Source organism: Planotetraspora silvatica (genome assembly GCF_016863315.1).
GTDB classification, from domain to species: domain Bacteria; phylum Actinomycetota; class Actinomycetes; order Streptosporangiales; family Streptosporangiaceae; genus Planotetraspora; species Planotetraspora silvatica.
On sequence record NZ_BOOQ01000005.1, the window covers coordinates 105964 to 126058 of the forward strand.

21 protein-coding genes and 1 tRNA gene are annotated in these 20095 nt (G+C 69.0%); 10 read left to right on the forward strand and 12 right to left on the reverse strand.

The window, feature by feature from the left end; all coding sequences use genetic code 11:
* The first annotated feature begins 81 nt into the window (after positions 1-81).
* A complete protein-coding gene (locus Psi02_RS06005; RefSeq protein ID WP_239094641.1) occupies positions 82-939 on the forward strand; it encodes an alpha/beta fold hydrolase in 858 nt (285 codons plus the stop codon).
* A gap of 120 nt (positions 940-1059) precedes the next feature.
* Here Psi02_RS06005 and Psi02_RS06010 read toward each other — a convergent pair whose 3' ends face one another.
* Genes Psi02_RS06010 through Psi02_RS06025 form a run of 4 tightly spaced genes read right to left on the reverse strand, consistent with a single transcriptional unit; the run spans position 1060 to position 3065 of the window.
* Complete coding sequence (locus Psi02_RS06010) at positions 1060-1431, reverse strand: hypothetical protein (protein ID WP_203972432.1); 372 nt, start codon at positions 1429-1431, stop codon at positions 1060-1062.
* A 42-nt stretch (positions 1432-1473) separates the two neighbouring features.
* On the reverse strand, positions 1474-1887 hold the full coding sequence (locus tag Psi02_RS06015) for a roadblock/LC7 domain-containing protein (RefSeq protein WP_239094642.1): 414 nt from the start codon (positions 1885-1887) through the stop codon (positions 1474-1476).
* Complete coding sequence (locus Psi02_RS06020) at positions 1887-2690, reverse strand: hypothetical protein (protein ID WP_203972433.1); 804 nt, start codon at positions 2688-2690, stop codon at positions 1887-1889. The genes Psi02_RS06015 and Psi02_RS06020 overlap by 1 nt, the downstream gene beginning before the upstream one ends.
* A 3-nt stretch (positions 2691-2693) precedes the next feature.
* A complete protein-coding gene (locus Psi02_RS06025; RefSeq protein WP_203972434.1) occupies positions 2694-3065 on the reverse strand; it encodes a roadblock/LC7 domain-containing protein in 372 nt (123 codons plus the stop codon).
* A gap of 316 nt (positions 3066-3381) precedes the next feature.
* Between Psi02_RS06025 and Psi02_RS06030 the strand changes: the two genes are divergently transcribed.
* Positions 3382-3897, forward strand: a complete 516-nt coding sequence (locus Psi02_RS06030) for a 2-thiouracil desulfurase family protein (protein ID WP_203972435.1) — start codon at positions 3382-3384, stop codon at positions 3895-3897.
* Here Psi02_RS06030 and Psi02_RS06035 read toward each other — a convergent pair.
* The gene (locus Psi02_RS06035) at positions 3869-5113 is read right to left on the reverse strand and encodes a DUF4032 domain-containing protein (protein ID WP_203972436.1); all 1245 of its coding nucleotides are present in this window, start codon (positions 5111-5113) and stop codon (positions 3869-3871) included. The genes Psi02_RS06030 and Psi02_RS06035 overlap by 29 nt on opposite strands.
* A 55-nt stretch (positions 5114-5168) precedes the next feature.
* Between Psi02_RS06035 and Psi02_RS06040 the strand changes: the two genes are divergently transcribed.
* The gene (locus Psi02_RS06040) at positions 5169-6746 is read left to right on the forward strand and encodes a DUF885 domain-containing protein (RefSeq protein ID WP_239094643.1); all 1578 of its coding nucleotides are present in this window, start codon (positions 5169-5171) and stop codon (positions 6744-6746) included.
* A 120-nt stretch (positions 6747-6866) separates the two neighbouring features.
* Here Psi02_RS06040 and Psi02_RS06045 read toward each other — a convergent pair whose 3' ends face one another.
* Positions 6867-7505 carry a class II aldolase/adducin family protein gene (locus Psi02_RS06045; RefSeq protein WP_203972437.1) on the reverse strand — a complete coding sequence of 213 codons (639 nt, stop codon included), beginning with the start codon at positions 7503-7505 and terminating at the stop codon, positions 6867-6869.
* Between the two features lie 289 nt (positions 7506-7794).
* Between Psi02_RS06045 and ngcE the strand changes: the two genes are divergently transcribed.
* The 4 genes from ngcE to Psi02_RS06065 are packed head-to-tail and all read left to right on the forward strand — an operon-like array spanning position 7795 to position 11390.
* Positions 7795-9237 (forward strand): N-acetylglucosamine/diacetylchitobiose ABC transporter substrate-binding protein, encoded by a 1443-nt coding sequence (ngcE, locus tag Psi02_RS06050; protein ID WP_203972438.1) that lies wholly within the window; start codon positions 7795-7797, stop codon positions 9235-9237.
* Between the two features lie 4 nt (positions 9238-9241).
* Complete coding sequence (locus Psi02_RS06055; RefSeq protein WP_203972439.1) at positions 9242-10177, forward strand: carbohydrate ABC transporter permease; 936 nt, start codon at positions 9242-9244, stop codon at positions 10175-10177.
* Between the two features lies 1 nt (position 10178).
* Entirely contained in the window at positions 10179-11081 is a 903-nt protein-coding gene (locus Psi02_RS06060; RefSeq protein WP_239094644.1) for a carbohydrate ABC transporter permease, read from the forward strand.
* Between the two features lie 51 nt (positions 11082-11132).
* Entirely contained in the window at positions 11133-11390 is a 258-nt protein-coding gene (locus Psi02_RS06065; RefSeq protein WP_203972440.1) for a 4a-hydroxytetrahydrobiopterin dehydratase, read from the forward strand.
* Between the two features lie 71 nt (positions 11391-11461).
* Here Psi02_RS06065 and Psi02_RS06070 read toward each other — a convergent pair whose 3' ends face one another.
* A complete protein-coding gene (locus tag Psi02_RS06070) occupies positions 11462-12334 on the reverse strand; it encodes a spermidine synthase (RefSeq protein WP_239094645.1) in 873 nt (290 codons plus the stop codon).
* 28 nt (positions 12335-12362) lie between these two features.
* Here Psi02_RS06070 and Psi02_RS06075 point away from each other — a divergent pair, with 28 nt between their 5' ends.
* The 3 genes from Psi02_RS06075 (at position 12363) to lat (ending at position 16128) form a co-directional block, all read left to right on the forward strand.
* Complete coding sequence (locus Psi02_RS06075) at positions 12363-13970, forward strand: penicillin-binding transpeptidase domain-containing protein (RefSeq protein WP_203972442.1); 1608 nt, start codon at positions 12363-12365, stop codon at positions 13968-13970.
* A 62-nt stretch (positions 13971-14032) separates the two neighbouring features.
* Positions 14033-14677: a PAQR family membrane homeostasis protein TrhA gene (gene trhA, locus Psi02_RS06080; protein ID WP_203972463.1), complete on the forward strand. Its 645-nt coding sequence runs from the start codon at positions 14033-14035 to the stop codon at positions 14675-14677.
* Positions 14678-14841: 164 nt separating this feature from the next.
* Complete coding sequence (gene lat / locus Psi02_RS06085; RefSeq protein WP_203972443.1) at positions 14842-16128, forward strand: L-lysine 6-transaminase; 1287 nt, start codon at positions 14842-14844, stop codon at positions 16126-16128.
* Positions 16129-16172: 44 nt separating this feature from the next.
* Here the strand turns inward: lat and Psi02_RS06090 are convergent, their stop codons facing one another.
* From Psi02_RS06090 to Psi02_RS06110, 5 genes are all read right to left on the reverse strand, one after another.
* A complete protein-coding gene (locus Psi02_RS06090) occupies positions 16173-16394 on the reverse strand; it encodes a helix-turn-helix domain-containing protein (protein ID WP_203972444.1) in 222 nt (73 codons plus the stop codon).
* A gap of 185 nt (positions 16395-16579) precedes the next feature.
* A tRNA-His gene (locus tag Psi02_RS06095) sits at positions 16580-16655 on the reverse strand.
* A 79-nt stretch (positions 16656-16734) separates the two neighbouring features.
* Positions 16735-17331, reverse strand: a complete 597-nt coding sequence (orn, locus tag Psi02_RS06100; protein ID WP_203972445.1) for an oligoribonuclease — start codon at positions 17329-17331, stop codon at positions 16735-16737.
* A gap of 21 nt (positions 17332-17352) precedes the next feature.
* Positions 17353-18351, reverse strand: coding sequence for a DUF2510 domain-containing protein (locus tag Psi02_RS06105; protein WP_203972446.1), 999 nt, complete (start codon positions 18349-18351; stop codon positions 17353-17355).
* Positions 18352-18360: 9 nt separating this feature from the next.
* On the reverse strand, positions 18361-19767 hold the full coding sequence (locus Psi02_RS06110) for a protein kinase family protein (RefSeq protein ID WP_203972447.1): 1407 nt from the start codon (positions 19765-19767) through the stop codon (positions 18361-18363).
* Positions 19768-20095 lie beyond the last annotated feature (328 nt).

Below are 20095 nucleotides of genomic sequence, written 5' to 3' on the forward strand. Positions count from 1 at the left end.
TTCATTAGTTGTACTAACACAACGGTACAGGCCGCTCGGATGTGCTTGCCGGAGGGGTCAACAGAATGGAATTCTGTTCGCATGCGTGCGACGGCTAACGGGATCGAGATCTGCTACGAGACCTTCGGCGAGCCCGGAGGGAGGCCACTCCTGCTGATCATGGGGCTCGGAATGCAGATGATCGGCTGGGACGAGGACTTCATCGGCCTGCTGGTCGACAACGGCCATCACGTCGTCAGATTCGACAACCGAGACGTGGGTCTGTCCTCGCACATGCCGGAGGCGCCCGATCTCATGGCGGCGCTCGGCGGAGACACCTCGGGCGCGTCGTACCTGCTGGCGGACATGGCCGATGACTCGGCCGGGCTGCTGGACGCCCTCGGCTGGGCGAGCGCGCACGTGGTCGGCGCGTCGATGGGCGGCATGATCGCCCAGTCCCTCGCGATTCGGCACCCGGGCCGCGTCCGCACGCTGACGTCCATCATGTCGACGACCGGCCCGGGAGTCGGACAGCCGACCGAGGCGGCCATGGCGGCGCTCCTGACGCCGCCGTCCCCGGACCGCGAGGCCGCGGCGGAACGCGCCCTCGCGTCCTGGCGCGTGATCGGGTCACCGGGATACGCGATGGACGTCGAGCGCGTCGCCCGGGTGGCGCGGGAGGGCTACGACCGGGCGTACGACCCCCAGGGCGTGGCCCGCCAGCTCACGGCGATCCTCGCCTCCCCAGACCGGGCTGAAGGCCTGCGCGGCCTCACGATCCCCGCACTGGTGATCCACGGCGAGGACGATCCGCTGGTGACGCCGTCCGGCGGTGCCGCCACCGCCGACGCGATCCCGGGCGCCAAGCTGCTGACCTTCCCGGGGATGGGCCACGACATGCCGCGGGAGCTGTGGCCGGTGTTCGTCGAGGCCGTCACCGAGCTGACGGGCAGGTCATGACGTTCAGGTCGTGGTGGGCAGGTCGTGACGTCCCCGGTTGTGACGGGCGAGTCATGACAAACAGGTCGTGACGGGCGGGGAGGCCGCCGGCTGACGGCCTCCCGGGGTGTGCGCCCGCGTTCACACTTCGAGCTTGTCCTCGATCGTGCGGAGCTGGTGCCGGGCCATCGCGAGGTTGGCTCGGCTGCGGTCCAGGGCCAGGTAGACGAACAGGCCCTTGCCGCCGCGGCCCGCGAGCGGCCGGATGATGTGGTACTGACCGCCCAGCGTGATGAGGATGTCCTCGATGGTGTCCTGGAGCTGGAGGGCGTCCATGGCCCGCAGTTTCGCCTTGACGACCTCGGTGTTGGCCGCCGCCGCGACCTGGAGGTCGAGGTCCTTGGAGCCGCCGATGGTGCCGAGCGCCATGCCGCTTCCGTAATCGACGACCGCCGCTCCGATCGCTCCGTCGACGGCCATCATCTCTTTGAGTGAAATGTCCATGTTCGCCATGCGTTTTTTCTCCTGTTCGGATTATCTGGGGATTTCAGGGATTTATTCGCGTTCGACGATGGCGGCGAGTTTCTCCGCCGTTTTGCGGCCCTCCCTCCGGAGCAGGCCGAGATTGGCCCCCGGGCCCGTGAGAATGGTGAGGACGAGCTTGGCTCCCGCGGCGTAGCACGCGGCGTGCCCCTCCGTGCCGGACACCAGGGTCTCTTCGAGCCGGCCGACCTTGGCGAGCTCGGTCATCCGGCGGCTGAGCGACAGCAGCGCCGACGTGAGCGCCGCCGTCTGCTCGGTTTCCGTGGGCAGGTCCGTCGTCACGAGCATGCCGTCCACGGTGCAGGTGAGCGCTCCGGTGATCTCCGGTGCGCGACTCCTCAGCAGGATGATCTCCTCGTGTATGTCGCGGCGCAGATCCATCGGGACACCCTTTCCGGCCCGCTTGAGCCACGAGCGCGTGATCACTACAGCGCCTCCAGGGCGTCACGCAGTCTGATGAGCAGGTTCACATCGGTCGCGTCCGCCTCCGGTGGGCGCGGCCGGGACGGCGCGTCCGCGGCGGACTCGGCGGGGGTCCGCTTCGGCAGGACCGGGGCGGTCGCCTCCGCCTGTGTGGCGAGCAGTCCCGCCGCGGCGAGTTCCCGTACGGCGAGCAGGGTCGAGTAGGCCGGACGCCCGAGGCGGCGGGCCAGGTCGGCCGGGGTGGCCGTGGCGTCCGCGGCGAGCACCAGTTCCCACTGCGGTGCAGTGAGGAGCACATGCCCGCCGTTGAGGCGCCCCACGGGGACGACGGGCCGGCCGTCGAGCTCGTCGGACGGCCAGGCCTGCTCCAGCCGGGCCATCCTCCGATCGCACTCGCGGAACAGGCCGGCGACGTCGAAATACCAGTGCGGGCCGAGCCAGTGGGTGTCCCCCTCCTTGAACCTGGACCTGGGCGCTCCCGCTCTGAGCAGGAAGAACGATGCGTCCAGGGTCGCCCCCAGGACGCAGAACTCCAGCTCGCCCCGGCTGAGCACGCCCTTGCGGACCAGGAGGTCGCCGCCGTCGGCCTCGGGGCCCGAGGCCTGCCGTACTCCGCGTACCCCGCTGGTGCTGATCCGGCCGGAGGCGGTGAGCAGTTCCTCGACTCCCGGCGTGGCCGCGCACTCGACGTACGACACGCGCCCGCGGGTGAGGTAGACGGTGCCGTCCTTGCCCACACGCAGGGAGCCGGTGGCGTTGTCGTCCGCGAGGCCGGTCAGGACGGCGTCAAGAGTGGGAGGGGCCATGACTCACTTGGCCATCAGCTGGTCCGCGATGGTGCACAGCCGCCGTCGCGCGAGGGCGAGGTTCGAGCGCTCGAGATCCAGCCGGAGGCAGATCAGGAGCGGGCCGTCGAACACCATCTCTATCGGCCTGATGAGATGGTGGCTCGTCTCCGTGGTGATGATCATGTCGCCTATCCGCACGGTGCCCTCCGGGGAGGCCAGCGCGATCCCCTCGAGGGCCGCCCGGAAGGTCTCGGTGAGCCCGGCCGCCGATCTCGCGGAGTCGGGCAGCCCCTCCGCGAGGATCGCCATGCCGCTGATGGGTTCCACGAGGACCGCGTCGAGCGCGCCGGGAATCGACATCACCTCCGAAAGGCAGTCCTCGATCCCGATCACGTCGACTCCTCGCCGTGTAGCCCGATACAGCGCGGCCCACATTAGAGAAGCCGGTGGGCGGCACTCCGGTGCCGTGGGCGAGTCATAAAGAGATGAGATAAACGATTAGTCACCCGGAATAAGGATTGTCCTCCTAGGTGAGAAACATAGGTTTTTCGTGAGGTTTATTCATTTTATGGGTTTGCGACATCGGGGGAATGCCCCTGACAAATCGCCGAATGATCGATGGCCTCGGGCCCTGTCGCCGTCCTCGTCTGGCGGGGAGGGCTCGTCCGGTCGCGCGAGGTGGTCGCGAGAGCCGTACAGAATGGGGGGTATGGAGCGGATCCTGGTCAGCGCGTGCCTGCTCGGCAGCCGGGTGCGGTTCGACGGCGGCGCGAAGACCAGCGACGACGAACTACTCGCCGTCTGGAGGGCGGAGGGGCGGCTCGTGCCGTTCTGCCCGGAGGTCGAGGGCGGGCTGCCCGTTCCCCGTCCGCCCGCCGAGATCGAGGGCGGCGTGGGCGGCGCCGCCGTGCTGGCCGGGTCGGCCCGGATACTGACGCCGGGCGGCGACGACGTGACGAACGCCTTCCTGTCCGGCGCGCAGCAGGCGCTGGCGGTCGCGCTGTCGTTCGGCGTCCGGATGGCGATCCTCAAGGAGGGCAGCCCGTCGTGCGGCCCCCTGCGGATCCACGACGGCACCTTCCGCGGCAGGGTGACCCCGGGTCAGGGCGTGACCGCGGCGCTCCTGGAGCTGAACGGCATCCGCGTCTTCGGTGAGGACCGCCTCCCCGACGCCGCCCTCCACCTGGCGGATCTGCTCAGGGAGACAGCGGATCGGGAGCGGTGAGCAGGTCGGAAGGCGTGATGATGGCCTTCTCGTCGGGCTTGAACACCAGGACGTTGTCGACGTAGGACCGCACCGCGGCGTCGAGCCCCACGTCCTTGCCCGCGGCCTCGGACATGTACCAGCGGTGGTCGAGCACCTCGTGGAAGAGCTGAGCCGGCTCCAGCTTGCGCCGCAGGTCGGCGGGGATGGTGCCGACCACGGGCTGGAAGACCTCGGCCAGCCACCGGTGGGCGACGATGGCCTCGTCCTCGTGCCGCAGGCCGTTCGAGACGCGGAACGAGTCGAGATCGTTGAGCAGCCTTCTGGCCTGGTTCTCCTCGACGTCCAGGCCGGTCAGCCTGAGCAGGCGCCGCTGGTGGTGCCCGGCGTCCACGACCTTGGGCCGCACGATCAGCCGCGACGTGCCGGCCTTGCGGCGGATCATCATCTCGGCGACGTCGAAGCCGAGCGAGTTGAGCCGGCGGATCCGCTGGTCGACGCGGTGCCAGTCGACCTCCTCGATGATCTCGTCCTGGGTCAGCTCGTTCCAGAGCCGCTCGTAGCGCTCGACGAGCTGCTCGGAGAACGCCAGCGGGTCGATCGTGGGATGCAGGAGCCCGCCGGCCTCCAGGTCGAGCATCTCGCCGAAGATGTTGACGTGCGCGACCTCGATGTCGTGCGATCGCTGGCCCTCGGTGAGGGTGGGATGGAGCTCACCGGTCTCGGCGTCGACCAGATAGGCGGCGAACGCCCCAGCGTCCCTCCGGAACAGGGCGTTGGACAGCGAGCAGTCCCCCCAGTAGAACCCGTTCAGGTGGAGCCGTACGAGCAGGACGGCGAGGGCGTCGAGCAGGCGGGTCAGCGTGTCCGGCCGGATCGATCCCGACAACACGGCCCGGTAGGGGAGCGAGAACTGCAGGTGCCGGGTGATCAGCGCGGAGTCGAGCTCGGAGCCGTCCTGCGCGGTCCTGCCCGTCACCACGGCGACGGGCTCGACCGCGGGGGTGTCCAGCCGGGCCAGGTCCCACAGCAGCTTGTACTCCCGCTTGGCGTACCGGGCGCTGATCTCCTTGATCGCGTATACCCGGCCGGCGAGCCGCGCGAAGCGGACGACGTGGCGGGAGATGCCGCGCGGCAGCGACACCAGATGGTGGGCCGGCCAGTCTTCGAGGGGGAGGTCCCACGGCAGCCGGATCAGCTCGGGATCGCTGGGAGCGCCGATCATCTGGAGGGGCACTACTGCTCCTTTTTCGGGGTCTTCATCACCAGTGTCCCGGATAGAGTCGGGCGGTATGACACTGCTGGACGACTTTCTCGACTGGTACCTGGCCGAGCATCCGATCAGCGCGACGCTTCTCGGCGCCGACGGCCACGACCGCACTCTGGGTGACTTCACCGAGGCGGGGTTCACGGCCAGGGAGCGTGCCGAGGAGGAGTGGCTGCGGCGGCTGGCGGAGTACGCCCCCGCCTCCCTCGACGACGAGATCGACCGCGACCTCGTGCTCTCCCACCTGCGCGGCGTCGTCGCGGAGGCCCGCTGGCCGGAGTGGCGGCGCGATCCGGCGCCGTACCTCGGAGCGATCTTCGGCTCGATGTTCGCGCCGTTCCAGCAGCGGCTCAAACCGGAGGCCGACCTCGTCGACGCGGCCGTCGCGCGGCTCGCCGACGTCCCCGCGGTCCTGGCCGCCTGCCGGGAGAACCTCGATCCCGGCCTCGCGTCCGACCTGCTCGTCCGGCGTGGTCTAGATCAGGCCCGTACGGCCCGGCCGTTCCTGACCGCGACCCTTCCGGCCGGGGTGGCGGACGAGGGCCTGCGGGCCCGGCTGATCCGGGCCGCCGAGCCCGCGGCCGAGGCGTTCGACGAGCTCGTCACGTTCCTGGAGGGCTTCGAGGCCGGCGGGACCTGGCGGATGGGCGAGGAACTGTACTCGACCCTGCTGCGGGAGCGGGAACTGCTCGGGTACGGCGCCTCGGAGCTGCACGAGAAGGGCCTCAAGGCCTGGGACGAGCTGGACGTGCGGATGCGCGAGGTCGCCGGGCGACTGGGCGACACCGAGTGGCGGGCCGCCATGGAGTCGCTCATGGACGACCACCCGCCGACGCTGGAGGCGATGCGCGCCGAGTACGAGGCCGAGACGTTCCGTGCGCGCGACTTCGCCCGCGACCGCGGCCTGGTCACCTTCCCGGAGGGCGAGGACTGCCGGGTCCTGCCGTCCCCGGAGTTCCAGCGCCCCCTGATCGCGGTGGCCAACTACCTCGCGCCGCCGCCGCTCTCGACGTCGCGGGCGGGCGTCTTCTTCGTCCCGTTCACGCCGGACGGCTACACCGACGAGCAGGTACGGCAGCGCCTCAGGACCAACTCCCGGGCCCAGATGCCGTCGATCGCCGTCCACGAGGCGTATCCCGGTCACCACTGGCACCTCGCGTGGATGGCCGGCAGCCCGAGGAAGGCACGCAAGATCTTCCGCACGCCGTACTTCGTGGAGGGCTGGGCGCTCTACGTCGAGAAGGTGATGCACGAGCAGGGGTACTTCGACACGCCCCAGACCGAGCTCGCGCACCTGGACTGCCGGATCTTCCGCGCCGCGCGGATCGTCGTGGACACGGCCCTGCACTGCGGCGACATGACGATCCCGCAGGCCGAGGAGTTCATGGCCACCAAGGCGTCGCTCTCGCCCGGCACGGCGGCGGCGGAGGTCGGCCGGTACTGCGCGTGGCCGACCCAGGCTCCCTCGTACCTGACGGGCGCCCTGGAGATCGAGCGGATCAGGGACGACTACCGGGGCGACCTGCGGTCGTTCCACGACGCGATCGCGGGGTCGGGCGGTCTTCCGCTCGGGCTGGCCAGGAAGGCGGTCATCCCGGCATAGCCGGCCGCGCATGATCACGCCCGGTGTCAGTGCAGGTGGGGCAGGGTTTCGACGAACCTGTGCATGATCACGCCCGGTGTTGTGGCAGGTCGGGCGGGGTTCGGCCGAACCTGTGCATGATCACGGCGAGGGGGTGGTGGGGGGTGGGGTGAAGGCTCGGATGATGACGTCGGCGAGTTGTTCCTCGGTCAGGACGGTGGGCGTGCCGATGCCGAGGGCACGGACGTAAACCTCGCAGAGCCACTCGAGCAGGCGCGCGGCCTCGAAGGCCTTCTCCAGGCCGGCTCCGATCGTGACGCCGCCGTGGTTGGCCATCAGCGCCGCCTGCTTGCCCGTGAGCGCCTCCTGGACCTTCGCGGCGAGCTCGGGCGTGCCGTACGTCGCGTACTCGGCCACGCGGACGCTGCCGCCCAGCAGCAGGGAGTTGTAGTGGATCGGGGGCAACTCCGTCATGGTGGTCGCCACCACGGCGCCGAAGACCGAATGGGTGTGCACCACCGCGGTCGTCCCCGTCGCGGCGTAGACGGCCAGGTGCATGGGGGTCTCCGACGACGGGGGCAGGTCGCCCTCCACCACGGTGCCGTCGAGCCGGATGATCGGGCAGTCCTCGGGGCGCAGCCGGTCGAGAGCGACGCCGGAGGGCGTGACCGTCACGAGGTCGCCGTCCCTGGCGCTGAGGTTGCCCGATGTACCGATGACCAGGCCGAGCTCCGCGGCCCGCCTGCCGTAGTCGCACAGCTGACGACGAAGCTCCTCCATGCCGGCGAATCTAGACGATCGCCCGAAATAACGGCAACCTGGTCTATACCAGTCGCCTAGCAGAGCATCTGCGGTTACCTACTCTTATTGGGTCATAGGACCTTTGTTTAACTTCTGTTTAACCTGCACAAACGGCTATATAGTCTGTGATCGTCGGCGCGGATTCATCCCAGTCGGGTTACGGGTTGGTCTAGACCGACGACAACATCTTGACGCTGCCGTGGGCTGGCCGTACGTTCCAGCAAACGTTTAGGAAACTTTCCTAATTGACCCCGCCACGGGAGAGTTGATGACTAGTACCCCCCGCGAGATCACGCGCCGGCAGATGATCCGGCGCGTGGGCCTCACCGCCCTCGTCGCCGTTCCCGCCGCCGGCCTGCTCAGCTCCTGCGCCACCTCCGGCGACACGGCCGCCCCGTCCACGGCTCCCAGTGCCGCCGCGACGTCGGCCACCAACCCGTTCGGCGTCAAGGCCGACGCGCCCCTCGAGGTTGTGATCTTCAAGGGTGGTTACAGCGACGAGTACGCGACCCAGTCGCACGAGCCGCTGTACAAGGCCGAGTTCCCGAAGGCGACGATCAAGCACCAGGGCATCCAGACGATCAGCCAGACCCTGACCCCGCGTTTCGCGAGTGGCGACGTCCCCGACGTCGTGAACAACTCCGGCACGGACAACCTGGACGCCGGTGCGCTGATCGGCGCGGGCCAGTTGCTCGACCTCACCCCGCTGTTCGAGGCCCCGTCGATCGACGACCCGAGCAAGAAGGTCAAGGACACCCTCGTCCCCGGCACCATCGAGTCGGGCCTCGGCGGCGACCCGGCCAAGCCGTACACGCTGAACTACGTCTACACCGCCTACGGCCTGTGGTACGACGCCAAGCTGTTCGAGAAGAACGGCTGGACCGCGCCGAAGACGTTCGAGGAGTTCAAGACCTTCGCCGAGGCCGCCAAGGCCAAGAACATCGTCCCGTTCGCGTACGCCGGCAAGAACGCCTCGTACTACGCGTACTGGATGATCCTGATCTCGGCCGCCAAGATCGGTGGCAACGAGGTCCTGGTCAACATCGACAACCTCGCCGACAACGCCTGGAACCACGACGCGGTCAAGCAGGCCGCCGCCGCGTGGGCCGAGATCGGCAAGTACATGGACAAGTCCTACGAGGGCCTGATCCACACCGAGGTCCAGACCCAGCAGAACCAGGGCAAGATCGCCCTCTACCCCTCGGGCTCGTGGCTGGAGTCGGAGCAGTCCAAGGACACTCCCGCGGGCTTCGAGTACGCCATCGCGCCGACCCCGTCGGTGACGGCGGCCGACCAGATGCCCTACGAGGCGATCCGCGCCGCGGCCGGTGAAGGCTACGTCGTGCCGTCCAAGGGCAAGAACGCGACCGGCGGTCTCGAGTACCTGCGGGTGATGTTGTCCAAGCCGGCGGCCAAGGCCTTCACCGAGAAGACCAAGAGCCTCACGGTCGTCGTCGGCGCCACCGAGGGCCTCACGCTCTCGCCCGGCCTGACGAGCGTCGTCGCCGCGCAGAACGGCGCCGGCCAGAACGTGGTCACCTACTCGCTGTTCGAGACCTGGTACAAGGAGCTCGAGACCGAGCTCCGCAAGCAGACGAACGCGCTCATGTTCGGCCGGATCAGCGCCGACGAGTTCGCGTCCAAGATGCAGGCGGCCGCGGACAAGACCAAGGCCGACTCCTCCATCTCCAAGCAGTCCCGGAGCGTGTGATCCGATGCGGCATGGCAAGTTGTCACCGGTCCTGCTGCGGAAGTACGGCTTCATCGCCTCCTTCCTCGCGGTGCCGTTGATCCTCTACGTGGTCTTCGTGATCTGGCAGTACATCCAGGCGTTCCAGATCTCCTTCACGAACTCCAGAGGAATCTCGCCCAACTTCGACTACGTCGGCTTCGACAACTTCACCCGGTTGTTCGACGACGAGGTCTTCTGGGCGGCTGTGCGGCACCATGTGGTGCTCCTGCTTGCCATGCCGCTGATCACCGTCGCGATAGCCCTGTTCTTCTCCTTCATGCTCAACCTGGGCGGCGGGCAGAAGAACGGGAAGATGACCGGCGTCCCCGGCTCGGCCTTCTACAAGATCGTGTTCTTCTTCCCGCAGGTGCTGGCGGTCGCCATCGTCGGCGTGTTGTTCCAGGCGATCCTGCGGCCGGACAAGTCCGGCGTCATCAACAGCGCTCTCCATGCCGTGGGAGTCGATCCGGTCGGATGGCTGATCAGTCCCGGCCTGGCGCTGTGGACGATCATCGGGGTCATGGTCTGGCAGGCCGTCGGCTTCTACGTCGTGCTCTTCTCGGCCGGCATGTCGTCGATCCCCAGGGACGTCTTCGAGGCGGCCGCGCTGGACGGGGCCGGGCGGTTCGTTCTGTTCTTCCGGATCACGCTTCCGCTGCTGTGGGACACCCTCCAGGTCGGCTGGGTCTATCTCGGCATCGCCGCCTTCGACGGGTTCGCGCTGGTCCAGGTGTTGTCGGTGGACCGTGGCGGCCCCGACAACGCGACGACCGTGCTGCCCCTCGAGATCTGGCGCACCGCCTTCACCTACTCCAAGTACGGCGTCGCGTCCGCCATGGGTGTCGCGCTGTTCTTCATGACGCTGACGTTCGCGGTGCTCACCCTCCGGGTGACCCGGCGCGAGAGGATCGAGTTCTAGCGTGGCGACCGATGTGATGCCCGTGGCCTCCGCTGAGGCCTCGACCAGCCGCAAGCAGGGGCGTGGGCGCTCGGTCAACGTCTTCGGCGGGCTCTCCCATGTGGCTCTGCTGATCTGGGCGGTCCTGGTGATCTTCCCGATCGTGTGGACCTTCCTCGCGTCCTTCAAGACCAACACCGAACTCTTCGGCGACACCCCGCTGGCGTTGCCCCACCAGTTCCACTGGGACGCCTGGGGCCGCGCGTGGGCGAAGGCCCACATCGGGCTCTACCTAGTGAACACCATCAAGGTCGTGGCGATCTCCACGTTCCTCACGATGTTGTTCGGCTCGATGGCGGCCTACGTGCTCGCCCGGTACACCTTCTTCGGCAACAAGGCCATCTACCTGCTGTTCGTCTCCGGCCTGTCGTTCCCGGTGTTCCTCGCTCTCGCCCCGCTGTGGCTGACGATGAAGAACCTCGGGTTGCTCGGCACACACACCGGCGTGGTCCTCGTGTACGTGGCCTACTCGCTGCCGTTCACGGTGTTCTTCCTCACGGCCTTCTTCAGAACGCTGCCGACCTCGGTCGGGGAGGCGGCGATGATGGACGGCTGTTCGCACACCCGCACGTTCTTCCAGATCATGATGCCGATGGCCAAGCCCGGCCTGATCAGCATCACGATCTTCAACGTGATCGGGCAGTGGAACCAGTACCTGCTGCCGATCGTCCTGCTGCCGGGCGACGCCCAGGACAAGTGGCTGATCACCCAGGGCATCGCCAACATCTCGACCAACGCGGGGTACGAGGCCGACTGGGCCGGGCTGTTCGCCGCGCTCAGCATGGCGATCATCCCTGTCCTGATCGTCTACATCATCTTCCAGCGTCAGATCCAGTCGGGCCTGACCACGGGAGCGCTCAAGTAGCTCCGGTGTGGCGTGGTTCCGCCTTCTGGTGATTCGTGATGTCCTGGGGGCATGTACGAGGCTTCCGAATGGGCCCGCAACGGGGACACCATCCACCGCACCGTGGTCGCACCCGACTTCCGTACGGCCATCGCGATCGTGAACGACATCGCCGAGCAGGCCGAGGCCCTGAACCACCATCCCGACATCGACATCCGCTGGCGGACCCTGCACCTGGCCCTCACCACGCACGACGCGGGCGGCCTCACCGACCTCGACTACAAGCTGGCGGCCCGGATCGACGGCATCGTCGCCGACCACCAGACCTAGATCGTGTCTGATGGATCAAGCCCTGCCGCGCGCGGCCCGGACGGCGCGTCCAGGCGGGTCCGCCCCGGTCGTCAGCCGAAGACCGCCGGGGGCGGGACCGGCGAGAGGACCGCGTCACCGTCGTGGATGGGCCGGGCCCCGGCGACGAACTTCGACAGGTCCTCGCCCCACATGCATCGCGCCTGGGTGAGGCCGCCCGCCGTCCTCCTCGTCAGGGGGCCGACCGGCAACTCCGCCGCGGAGGCGGCGATCACCAGGTTGCCGAAGCGCCGGCCCCGCAGGATGCCCGGCTCGCCGAGCAGCGCGACATGCCGGAAGACCCCGGAGACCGTGGAGACCACCCGCTTGGCGAAGGCCAGTCCGCTCCCGTCGGCCACGTTGATCACGAGCGTTCCGGCAGGCCGCAGGATCCGGGAGATCTCCGCCATGTACTCGGTCGTGGCGAGCTCCACCGGCATCGTCGCGCCCGAGAAGGCGTCGAGCACGAACAGGTCCGCGGAGCCGTCGAAAAGCCCTGTGACGGCCGTACGGCCGTCGAGCGTCCGGACCTTCAGCCGGGGCACGGACTTCAGCCTGAGCTGGTCACGGACCAGCTGGACGAGCTTCTCGTCGGGCTCCACCACGATGTGCCGTGAGCCCGGCCGGGACGCGGAGACGTAGCGGGGGAAGGTGCAGGCGCCGCCGCCGACGTGGACGGCGTCGAGAGGTCCGTCCGGCAGGCAGTCGACGACCGTGGCCATCAGCTGGACGTAGGAGAACTCGAGATAGGAAGGGTCGCTGAGATCGACGTAGGATTGGGGCACCCCGCCGACGCTGAGCATCCATCCGTCCGGGCGGTCGAGATCGCGTAAGAGTTCCACCTCGCCGAAGGTCACCGGATACCGGCCCGGAAGCGGCTGCTTCTCCCTCGCCACCTCGATCTCCTTCAGCGTGATGTAAGGCACTCGTCCCCCCGCGAGAGGCCCGGACTGCATGTCAAACCGTACGCGAACGCGAGCGCTGCTCGTTCTGTTCACCATCGCGGGCGCCATCGTGGTCACCGGGGTGCTCGGACTGTTCACGTCCGGCCGACCGGTGCCGGCCGCCGCGCCGGCGACGGTGACGCCGACGGTCACACCGCAGCTGGAGGGTACTCCGGAGCTGACGGCCGCGACCTATCTGCGGGCGTGGGAGGCGGCGGACTGGGGGAGGATGCGGGAGCTGACCGACGACCCGCCCGCCGACTTCGCCACCCAGCACGCACGCTTCGAGGAGGCTCTGGCGGCGGAGTCCCTGCGGCTGACGGCGGGCCAGACCGTCATGACCGGGGAGGACACCGCGGAGGTGCCCATCACCGAGGCCCGCGAGCTCCCGGGCTACGGCCCGTGGTCCTATCGCTCGACGTTGCGGCTCGGGATCAGGGACCAGACCTGGAAGGTCCTGTGGGCGCCCGCCGTCATGCACCCCGATCTGGCGCCGGGTGGCGGGCTCCGCAGGTCCTCCGACGCCACCGGCGTCACGGCCGGACGGCTCGTCACCCAAGAGGGGCGCGACTTTCCCGCGGACAGCGACGCCGAGGCGTACCTCGAGCGGCTGGCGACGGCGATCCCCGAGCCGCCGGGGGGCACGCCCGTGGGCTGGCGGGTGGAGGTGGACAACCCCGGAGAGCCGGTGGAACGGCTCGTCGAGTACACGCCCGAGGCGCCGAAGGGCACCAAGACCACCATTGAATGGGCGGCGCAGGCGTCGGCCGCCCGTGCGCTCGACGGGGTTCGGAACCCGGCCGCCATCGTGGCGGTGCGGCCGTCGACCGGGGAGGTCCTCGCGGTCGCCGACCGCCTGGGCGGGCGGAAGGCGTTCGAGCAGAAATACGCCCCCGGCTCCACGTTCAAGACCGTCACGGCGGCGGCTCTGCTCAACGCGGGGATGTCCACGGAGACCGTCGTCGACTGCCCGGCCTCCTACACGATCCCGGGCGGGCGCTCGATCGACAACTACCAGGGAGAGGCCCATGGGGCGGTCGCGCTGCGCCAGGCGTACGCGCTGTCCTGCAACACCACCTTCGCCCGGCTGGCGGTCGAGCGGCTGACTCCCGACGTCCTGGTCGGGCAGGCGCGGGCCTTCGGCTTCGGGGTCCCCCTGTCGACCGAAGTCGGCGGGACCTGCGGCAGCCTGCGGCGGCCGGAGAACGACGACGCGCTCGCCGAGGACTCCTTCGGCCAGGGGACGGTCGAGGCGAGCCCTCTGTGCATGGCGCTGGTCGCGGCGGCCGTGCAGAGCGGTGAATGGCGGCCGCCCCGGCTGATGCCGTCGGCGAACGCCGCCGGTCGGCCGCAGAGCGTGCCGCTGCCCTCCGGAGTGGCCGCAGGGCTTCGCACGCTGATGAACGCGGTGACCGCCGACGGCACCGCGGCCGACGCCGGGCTGCCCGAAGGCGTGGCAGGCAAGACCGGCACCGCCGAAGACTGGCAGGGCGGCGCGGACCACTCCTGGTTCATCGGATATTGGGGCGATCTGGCGTTCGCCGTGTTCGTCGAGCACGGGGGCACGGGCCGCGACGCGGCCGTCCCGATCGCCGCCCGTTTTCTCAAGGCTTTGTAACGTACGTCACAACCTACGGTAGCGTAACTTACGCTAACGTAGGTTACGTGACGACGATCTCTATGGAGCGGATGGGCAAGCCGAAGCTCCGCGGCTGGCTGCACGCGGGCGCCGTGCCCGCGACGCTGGTGGGCGGATTCGTGCTGGTGGCCCTCGGGCCCACGTTGCAGGCCAGGCTGGCCGCGGTGGTCTACGCGATCACATCCGGCCTGCTGTTCGGCGTCTCCGCGGCCTATCACCGGGGCAGGCTCTCCCCGGGTGTCGAGGAGGTGCTGCGCCGGTTCGACCACGCCAACATCTACCTCGTGATCGCGGGCACCTACACCCCCTTCGCGGTGCTCGCCCTGGACGGGATCGCCCGGGTGGCCGTGTTGTCGGTCATCTGGGTGGGCGCGACCGTCGGGGTGCTGTTCCGCGTGTTGTGGCTGCGGGCCCCGCGCTGGCTCTACACGGCGCTCTATATCGGCCTGGGCTGGACGGCCATGTTCGTCATGCCGCAGTTGTTCGCGGGGGCGGGTGTCGCCGCGGGGATCCTGGTCCTCGCCGGCGGCCTGCTCTACTCGGCGGGGGCGGTCGTGTACGGCCTGCGCCGCCCTGACCCATCGCCCCGGTGGTTCGGCTTCCATGAGGTCTTCCACGCCTTCACGATCGCCGCCTACGTCGTCCAGTACGTGGCGGTCTCCCTGGTCGTGTACGCCGCCGTCTGATCGGGGCCTCGTGATCCATGCCGCCTGTTCGCAGGTCGGGGCTTGCCTCGGACGCGCCTGCTGGCGAAAAATGTTCTCCTAAGGGGATAGTTTTGTGGAAACTGTTCACAGCTACCGCCCGGTATGAGGGAATTGTGTTGGTCCCGACGTAATGCGGAGGCGGCATGGATCCCAGCGCTGTACACGACGGCCTCGCCCGGCACCTGCTCGTCGACGGTTACCGGCTGGTGCTCGACCTCGACAGGAGTGCGGGGTCGTGGCTGGTCGACGTCCGCGACGGTAGAAGGTATCTGGACTTCTACACGTTCTTCGCGTCGTCTCCCCTGGGGATGAACCCCTTCGCCGCCGACCCCGAGTTCCTGGCGCTGCTCGGACGGGTGGCCGCCAACAAGCCGGCCAACTCCGACCTCTACACCGTCCATCTCGCCGAGTTCGTGGAGACCTTTCAGCGGGTGCTGGGCGATCCCGAGTTGCCCCACCTGTTCTTCGTCGAGGGCGGCGCGCTGGCCGTGGAGAACGCCCTCAAGTGCGCCTTCGACTGGAAGAGCCGGTGGAACGAGGCCAACGGCCGCCATCCCGGTCTGGGCACCAAGGTCCTCCACCTGACTCGCGCCTTCCACGGGCGCAGCGGCTACACGCTCTCGCTGACCAACACCGACCCGGTGAAGACCGACCGGTTCCCCAAGTTCGGCTGGCCCAGGATCGATGTGCCCGCGATCCATTTCGGTGACGTCGAGAACGCCGAGGAGCGGGCCCTGTCCCAGGCGCGTGAGGCGTTCGAGCGGTTCCGCCACGACATCGCCTGCTTCATCGCCGAGCCGATCCAGGGTGAGGGCGGGGACAACCACATGCGTCCCGAGTTCCTGCGGGCGATGCAGGCGCTGTGCCACGAGAACGAGGCGCTCTTCGTCCTCGACGAGGTGCAGACCGGTGTCGGCCTCACCGGCACGCCGTGGGCCTACCAGCAGCTCGGCCTGGCCCCGGACATCGTGGCGTTCGCGAAGAAGGTCCAAGTGGGCGGCATCATGGCCGGCCGCAGGGTCGATCTCGTCCCCGACAACGTCTTCGCGGTGAGCGGGAGGATCAACTCGACGTGGGGCGGCGGGCTCGTGGACATGGTCCGATCCCGCGGGATGCTGGAGATCATCGAACGCGACGGGCTGATCCCGCGGGCGGCGATCCTGGGGGAGAAGCTGCTCGGCGCGCTGCGCGGGCTCGAGGCCGAGGGGCTCGTGACGAATGCCCGGGGACGCGGCCTGATGTGCGCGTTCGACGTGCCCGACCCCGGCGGGCTGGTCGACCGGCTCCGGGAGGACGAGGCGATCCTCGTGTTGTCCTGCGGGGACAGTTCCGTCCGGCTACGCCCTGCCCTGTCCGTCCAGCCCGAGGAGCTGGAGTACGGACTGGCGGGCCTGCGCAACGCCCTGACCCGGGTCTCGGTCGCTCCCTGACCCCGGTGCGGTGACCACCGGGACGAGGGGGTGACGGGGCGTTCTCATGCCTCAGGGTCGGTTCCGCCGAGCCAGCGCCCGATCGCCGTGACGCGCGATGCGACGCCGAGCTTGGCATAGATGCGGTTGACGTGGTTCTTGACGGTCTTTTCGCTGAGGAACAGGCGCTGGGCGATCTCGCCGTTGGAATGACCGGTGGCGATCAGGTCCATGACCTCGGTCTCCCGTTTGCTCAGTCCCATTCCCGTGCGGTCGTCGACTCTCATCCGGCCTCCGAGTCAAAGATCGCCGAGGCCCCCCGCCCATCCGGCGTTGCGGTCGTCAGGTGAGCATAACTCGCAATATCTACCTTTGGGGGCAATGTTCGCTGACTTGCTCGCGTCAGTCGCATGATCTGCCGCAAGCGCGCAAACGGGAAAGGCCGGTCCGTGAGGACCGGCCTTTCCCGTACTGGGGTGAGTGATGGGACTTGAACCCACGACATCCAGGACCACAACCTGGCGCTCTGCCAGCTGAGCTACACCCACCATGTCCGCCGTCACGGCGTACGAGAAAAGTGTAGCGGTATTCGGGAGCATCGCGCTCCATCCCGCGATCAGGTCGCGGTCACGTCGCGGAGATCGCCTCGGCCACCTCACGCGCGGTCGCCGAGTCGGGGCCGGGCTGCGGCACGAACACGGCGGCGCGGTAATAACGCAGCTCACGGATGCTCTCGATGATGTCCGCCAGAGCCCGGTGCCCGCCCTGCTTCTCAGGCGAGGCGAAGTAAACCCGGGGGTACCACCGCCGGGCCAGTTCCTTGATCGAGGACACGTCGATCATCCGGTAGTGGAGGAAGGAGTCCACGCCAGGCATGTCCCGCGCGATGAACGAACGGTCCGTCGCGATGGAGTTGCCGCACAGCGGAGCCTTCTTGGGGTCGGCGATGTGGCCGCGAATGTAGTCGAGCACGATCGACTCGGCCTCGGCGAGCGTCACGCCGCCGGCGAGCGCCTGGAGGAGCCCTGAGGCGGTGTGCATCTCCCGGACGACGTCCGACATCTGCCCCAGCGACTCCGGCGGAGGCTTGATGACGACGTCGACACCCTCGTCCAGCTGGTTCAGCTCGCCGTCGGTCACCACACAGGCCACTTCGACGAGCGCGTCACGGCCGAGGTCGAGCCCGGTCATCTCACAGTCGATCCAGACCAGCAGGTCAGTCATGGAACCAGCGTAGTAGTGCGGTCACCGGGCTTCGAGCGAGTCCAGCACCCGGTTGAGCACCGATTGGTCGAGATTGTCCGGGACGGACATGTAGAGCATGGACGGACGCCGGTCCTGACCCCGGTCGACCAGCACGAACGCGCCCTTCTCCGACTTCCACTTCCAGCCGTTGGCCGCGGACTCCTTCGAGAAGTCCATTTCGAACTCGGTCACCCAGGCCTTGTGGCCGCTGACCTCCAGGGCCTCGTTGCGGAGGATCTTCCGTTCGTGCTGAGGCGCGTAGAACAGGGGCTCATAGCCCACGACCATCGCGGTGACCGAGGTGCGAAGATCCTGCGGCCCGCCGTACGGAAGGACCTGCGGCAGTTGTGCCGCGTAGATCGAGCCGACCCAGTCGCCGCCGTTGCCGTCGTAGTTCTGCTGGGACACGGCGCTGTAGCCGCTCGTCCAGAGCGGGACCTGCGGATTGTCCGGGTTGTTGATCTCGGCGGACTTGGGCACCGTCCACGGTTCGCCGGGGAAGGCGTAGGACAGCCCCGTCGTCGGGTCGGTGATCCGGTCTCCCGACGGCTGGGGGAGTTCCGCGAGCGGAGCCGCCGGGGACGGGCTCGGGGGGACGATCGAGTCGAGCGGCGCGCTCGGGACCACCTCGTCCGGCCGGGACGCCGTGATGCCGGAGCGGTTGTTCACGAAGATCACCACCGCGCTGATCGCGATGACGACCGCCACCATGGCGGCGATTCCCCCGACGATCCACGGCCAGACCGGTGCGGTCTTCGGCTGCCGCCCGAAGGCGGGCGCGGGAAGGGGAGGCTGCCCCAGGTGCCCCCATGCCGGTTGCTCCGTCCGCAGCGGCGCTCTCAGCGGCGCGGTCTGGGCCGGCTGGTCAGGAGGTGGCGCGGTCTCCTGCGTGTAGGTGTCCCGGGGATGCGTGGCATCCGTCCACTGGGAGCCGTCCCACCAACGCAGTTGGGGAGATCCGTATGGGTCGGGATACCAACCGGCGGGGGTCGTCGTCATATGGCCACACTAGTGAACTTGGCATTTGTACAGAAAGCTGGCTTTACCCTGTACGGCCTTCCCCGAGGTGGTGGGGGACAGGACGCGGAGGGTGGCGGTGCCCTTGAAATTCGACGACTCCCCGCTGACCTTCCAGTGCAGGGGAAGCTCGACCGAGGTGGAGCCGGAGAGCACGCGCAACTGCTGCTCGGCCAGCTTCTGCCCGTCGCTGCGGAGCCAGACGTAGCGGATCGAGCCCTCCCCGCCGTTCGTGGTCACCACACCCACGATGTTGGCCGTGCCATCGCAGGTCAGAGTCTTCTTCGGGCCGCGGACGTCCACCTTCTCGACCGCGACGGCCAGTCCCGGCGACTGACGCAGCCACAGGATGCCGGCCGCGATGAGGACCGCGAGCAGGATCGTCCCCGCCCACGCCGTCGCACGCCGCCGGCCGCGCCGCGGCGTCCCGCGTGATCCCTTCTGCCCGTGCAGCGTGGCCATCTGGTCCTGCCCGGAGCGCCAGATCCGCTCCGCCGTGTTCCCCGGGTTCTCCGGGTCCTCCGTGGGCACCCCCGGCCCGAAGCGCATCATGACGTCGCTCTCGGGTGCGGGCCGCGCCGGCGGTGCCGTACGGGCGGAGCCGGTGCGGTCGGCGTGCAGCAGCGTGACGATCTGGCCGGGATCGGGCGCGGGGGGCGCGGGAGAGGTCGGGACGTCGGCCGCGGACCATCGGTGCAAGGTCTCCACGAGCCGGTCGCGCGTCGTGAATCCGGGTGGCAGGACGTCGCGGCCGGCCAGGAGGGTGTCGCGCGCGTAGGCCAGCCCGCCCGCCGAGGCCGCCGCGGCGGCCCGGTCGAAGAGCCGTGCCGCGTCGCCGCCCGCCCAGCTCGCCGACAGCGTGCGGGCGAGCGCCGCCCAGGCGGCGATGTCACGCTCCACAGGTGGGGACTCTCCGCGCGCCGCGGCCAGCAGGCCGCGCTCCGCGAGCATCGCCGAGCCGTCCTCGGCGATCACCACCGTGCCGGGGTGCAGGGCGCCGTGGGTGAGGCCCGCGGCGTGCAGGGACAGCAGGGCCTGGGCGATCTCGACGAGGATCGTTCCCGCGCTGCCGGAGTCCGGTCCCCCGCCGCCGGCGAGGAGGTCGGCGACCGTCGGCATCGCCCTGCGGGAGGTGATCAGCCAGACCTCTCCCCGCGCGGTGACGAGATCGGCGACGGGAAGGAGCGAGGACAGGCCGCTCAGCAGGAGCCGCCGGTCGGCGCTCACCGCGGAGACGAGCCGCTCCCTGGCGTCCGGCGCGGCCACCGCCCGGGGGTCGAACCTCAGGACCCCGGACGGCACGCCGTCAGGTGAGATCGCGTCGTTCCAGGTGCCGAGCTCGCTGATCCGCGTCCGGCCGGTGAGCCGGTACCCCGAGATGGTCGCGCCGTCGTGCATTTACCGCCGCCTCCGATGCCTTCGGGCAATCCTCTTCGCCGTCAGTGTGACGGAAACAGGCCGATTGTGATCAGGACTGCCCCGAGAACTCCCGTCGGCACATCGCGCGGATCCTGCGAAGGCGGCTCGTCGTTCCCCGGCGACTCTCCGGTCCTGGGCGGAGCCTCGGTGCCGGGCGTCTCCGGGATGCCTCCCCGCGGAGGAGGCGAAGTCGGGTCCGTCGGCTTCGTGGGCTCGTCGGTTGTGGGCTTGGTGGGTTCCGAGGACGGGTCGTCCGTGCCTGGACTCTCCGTGCCTGGACTCTCCGTGCCTGGGTCCGTGCCTGGGT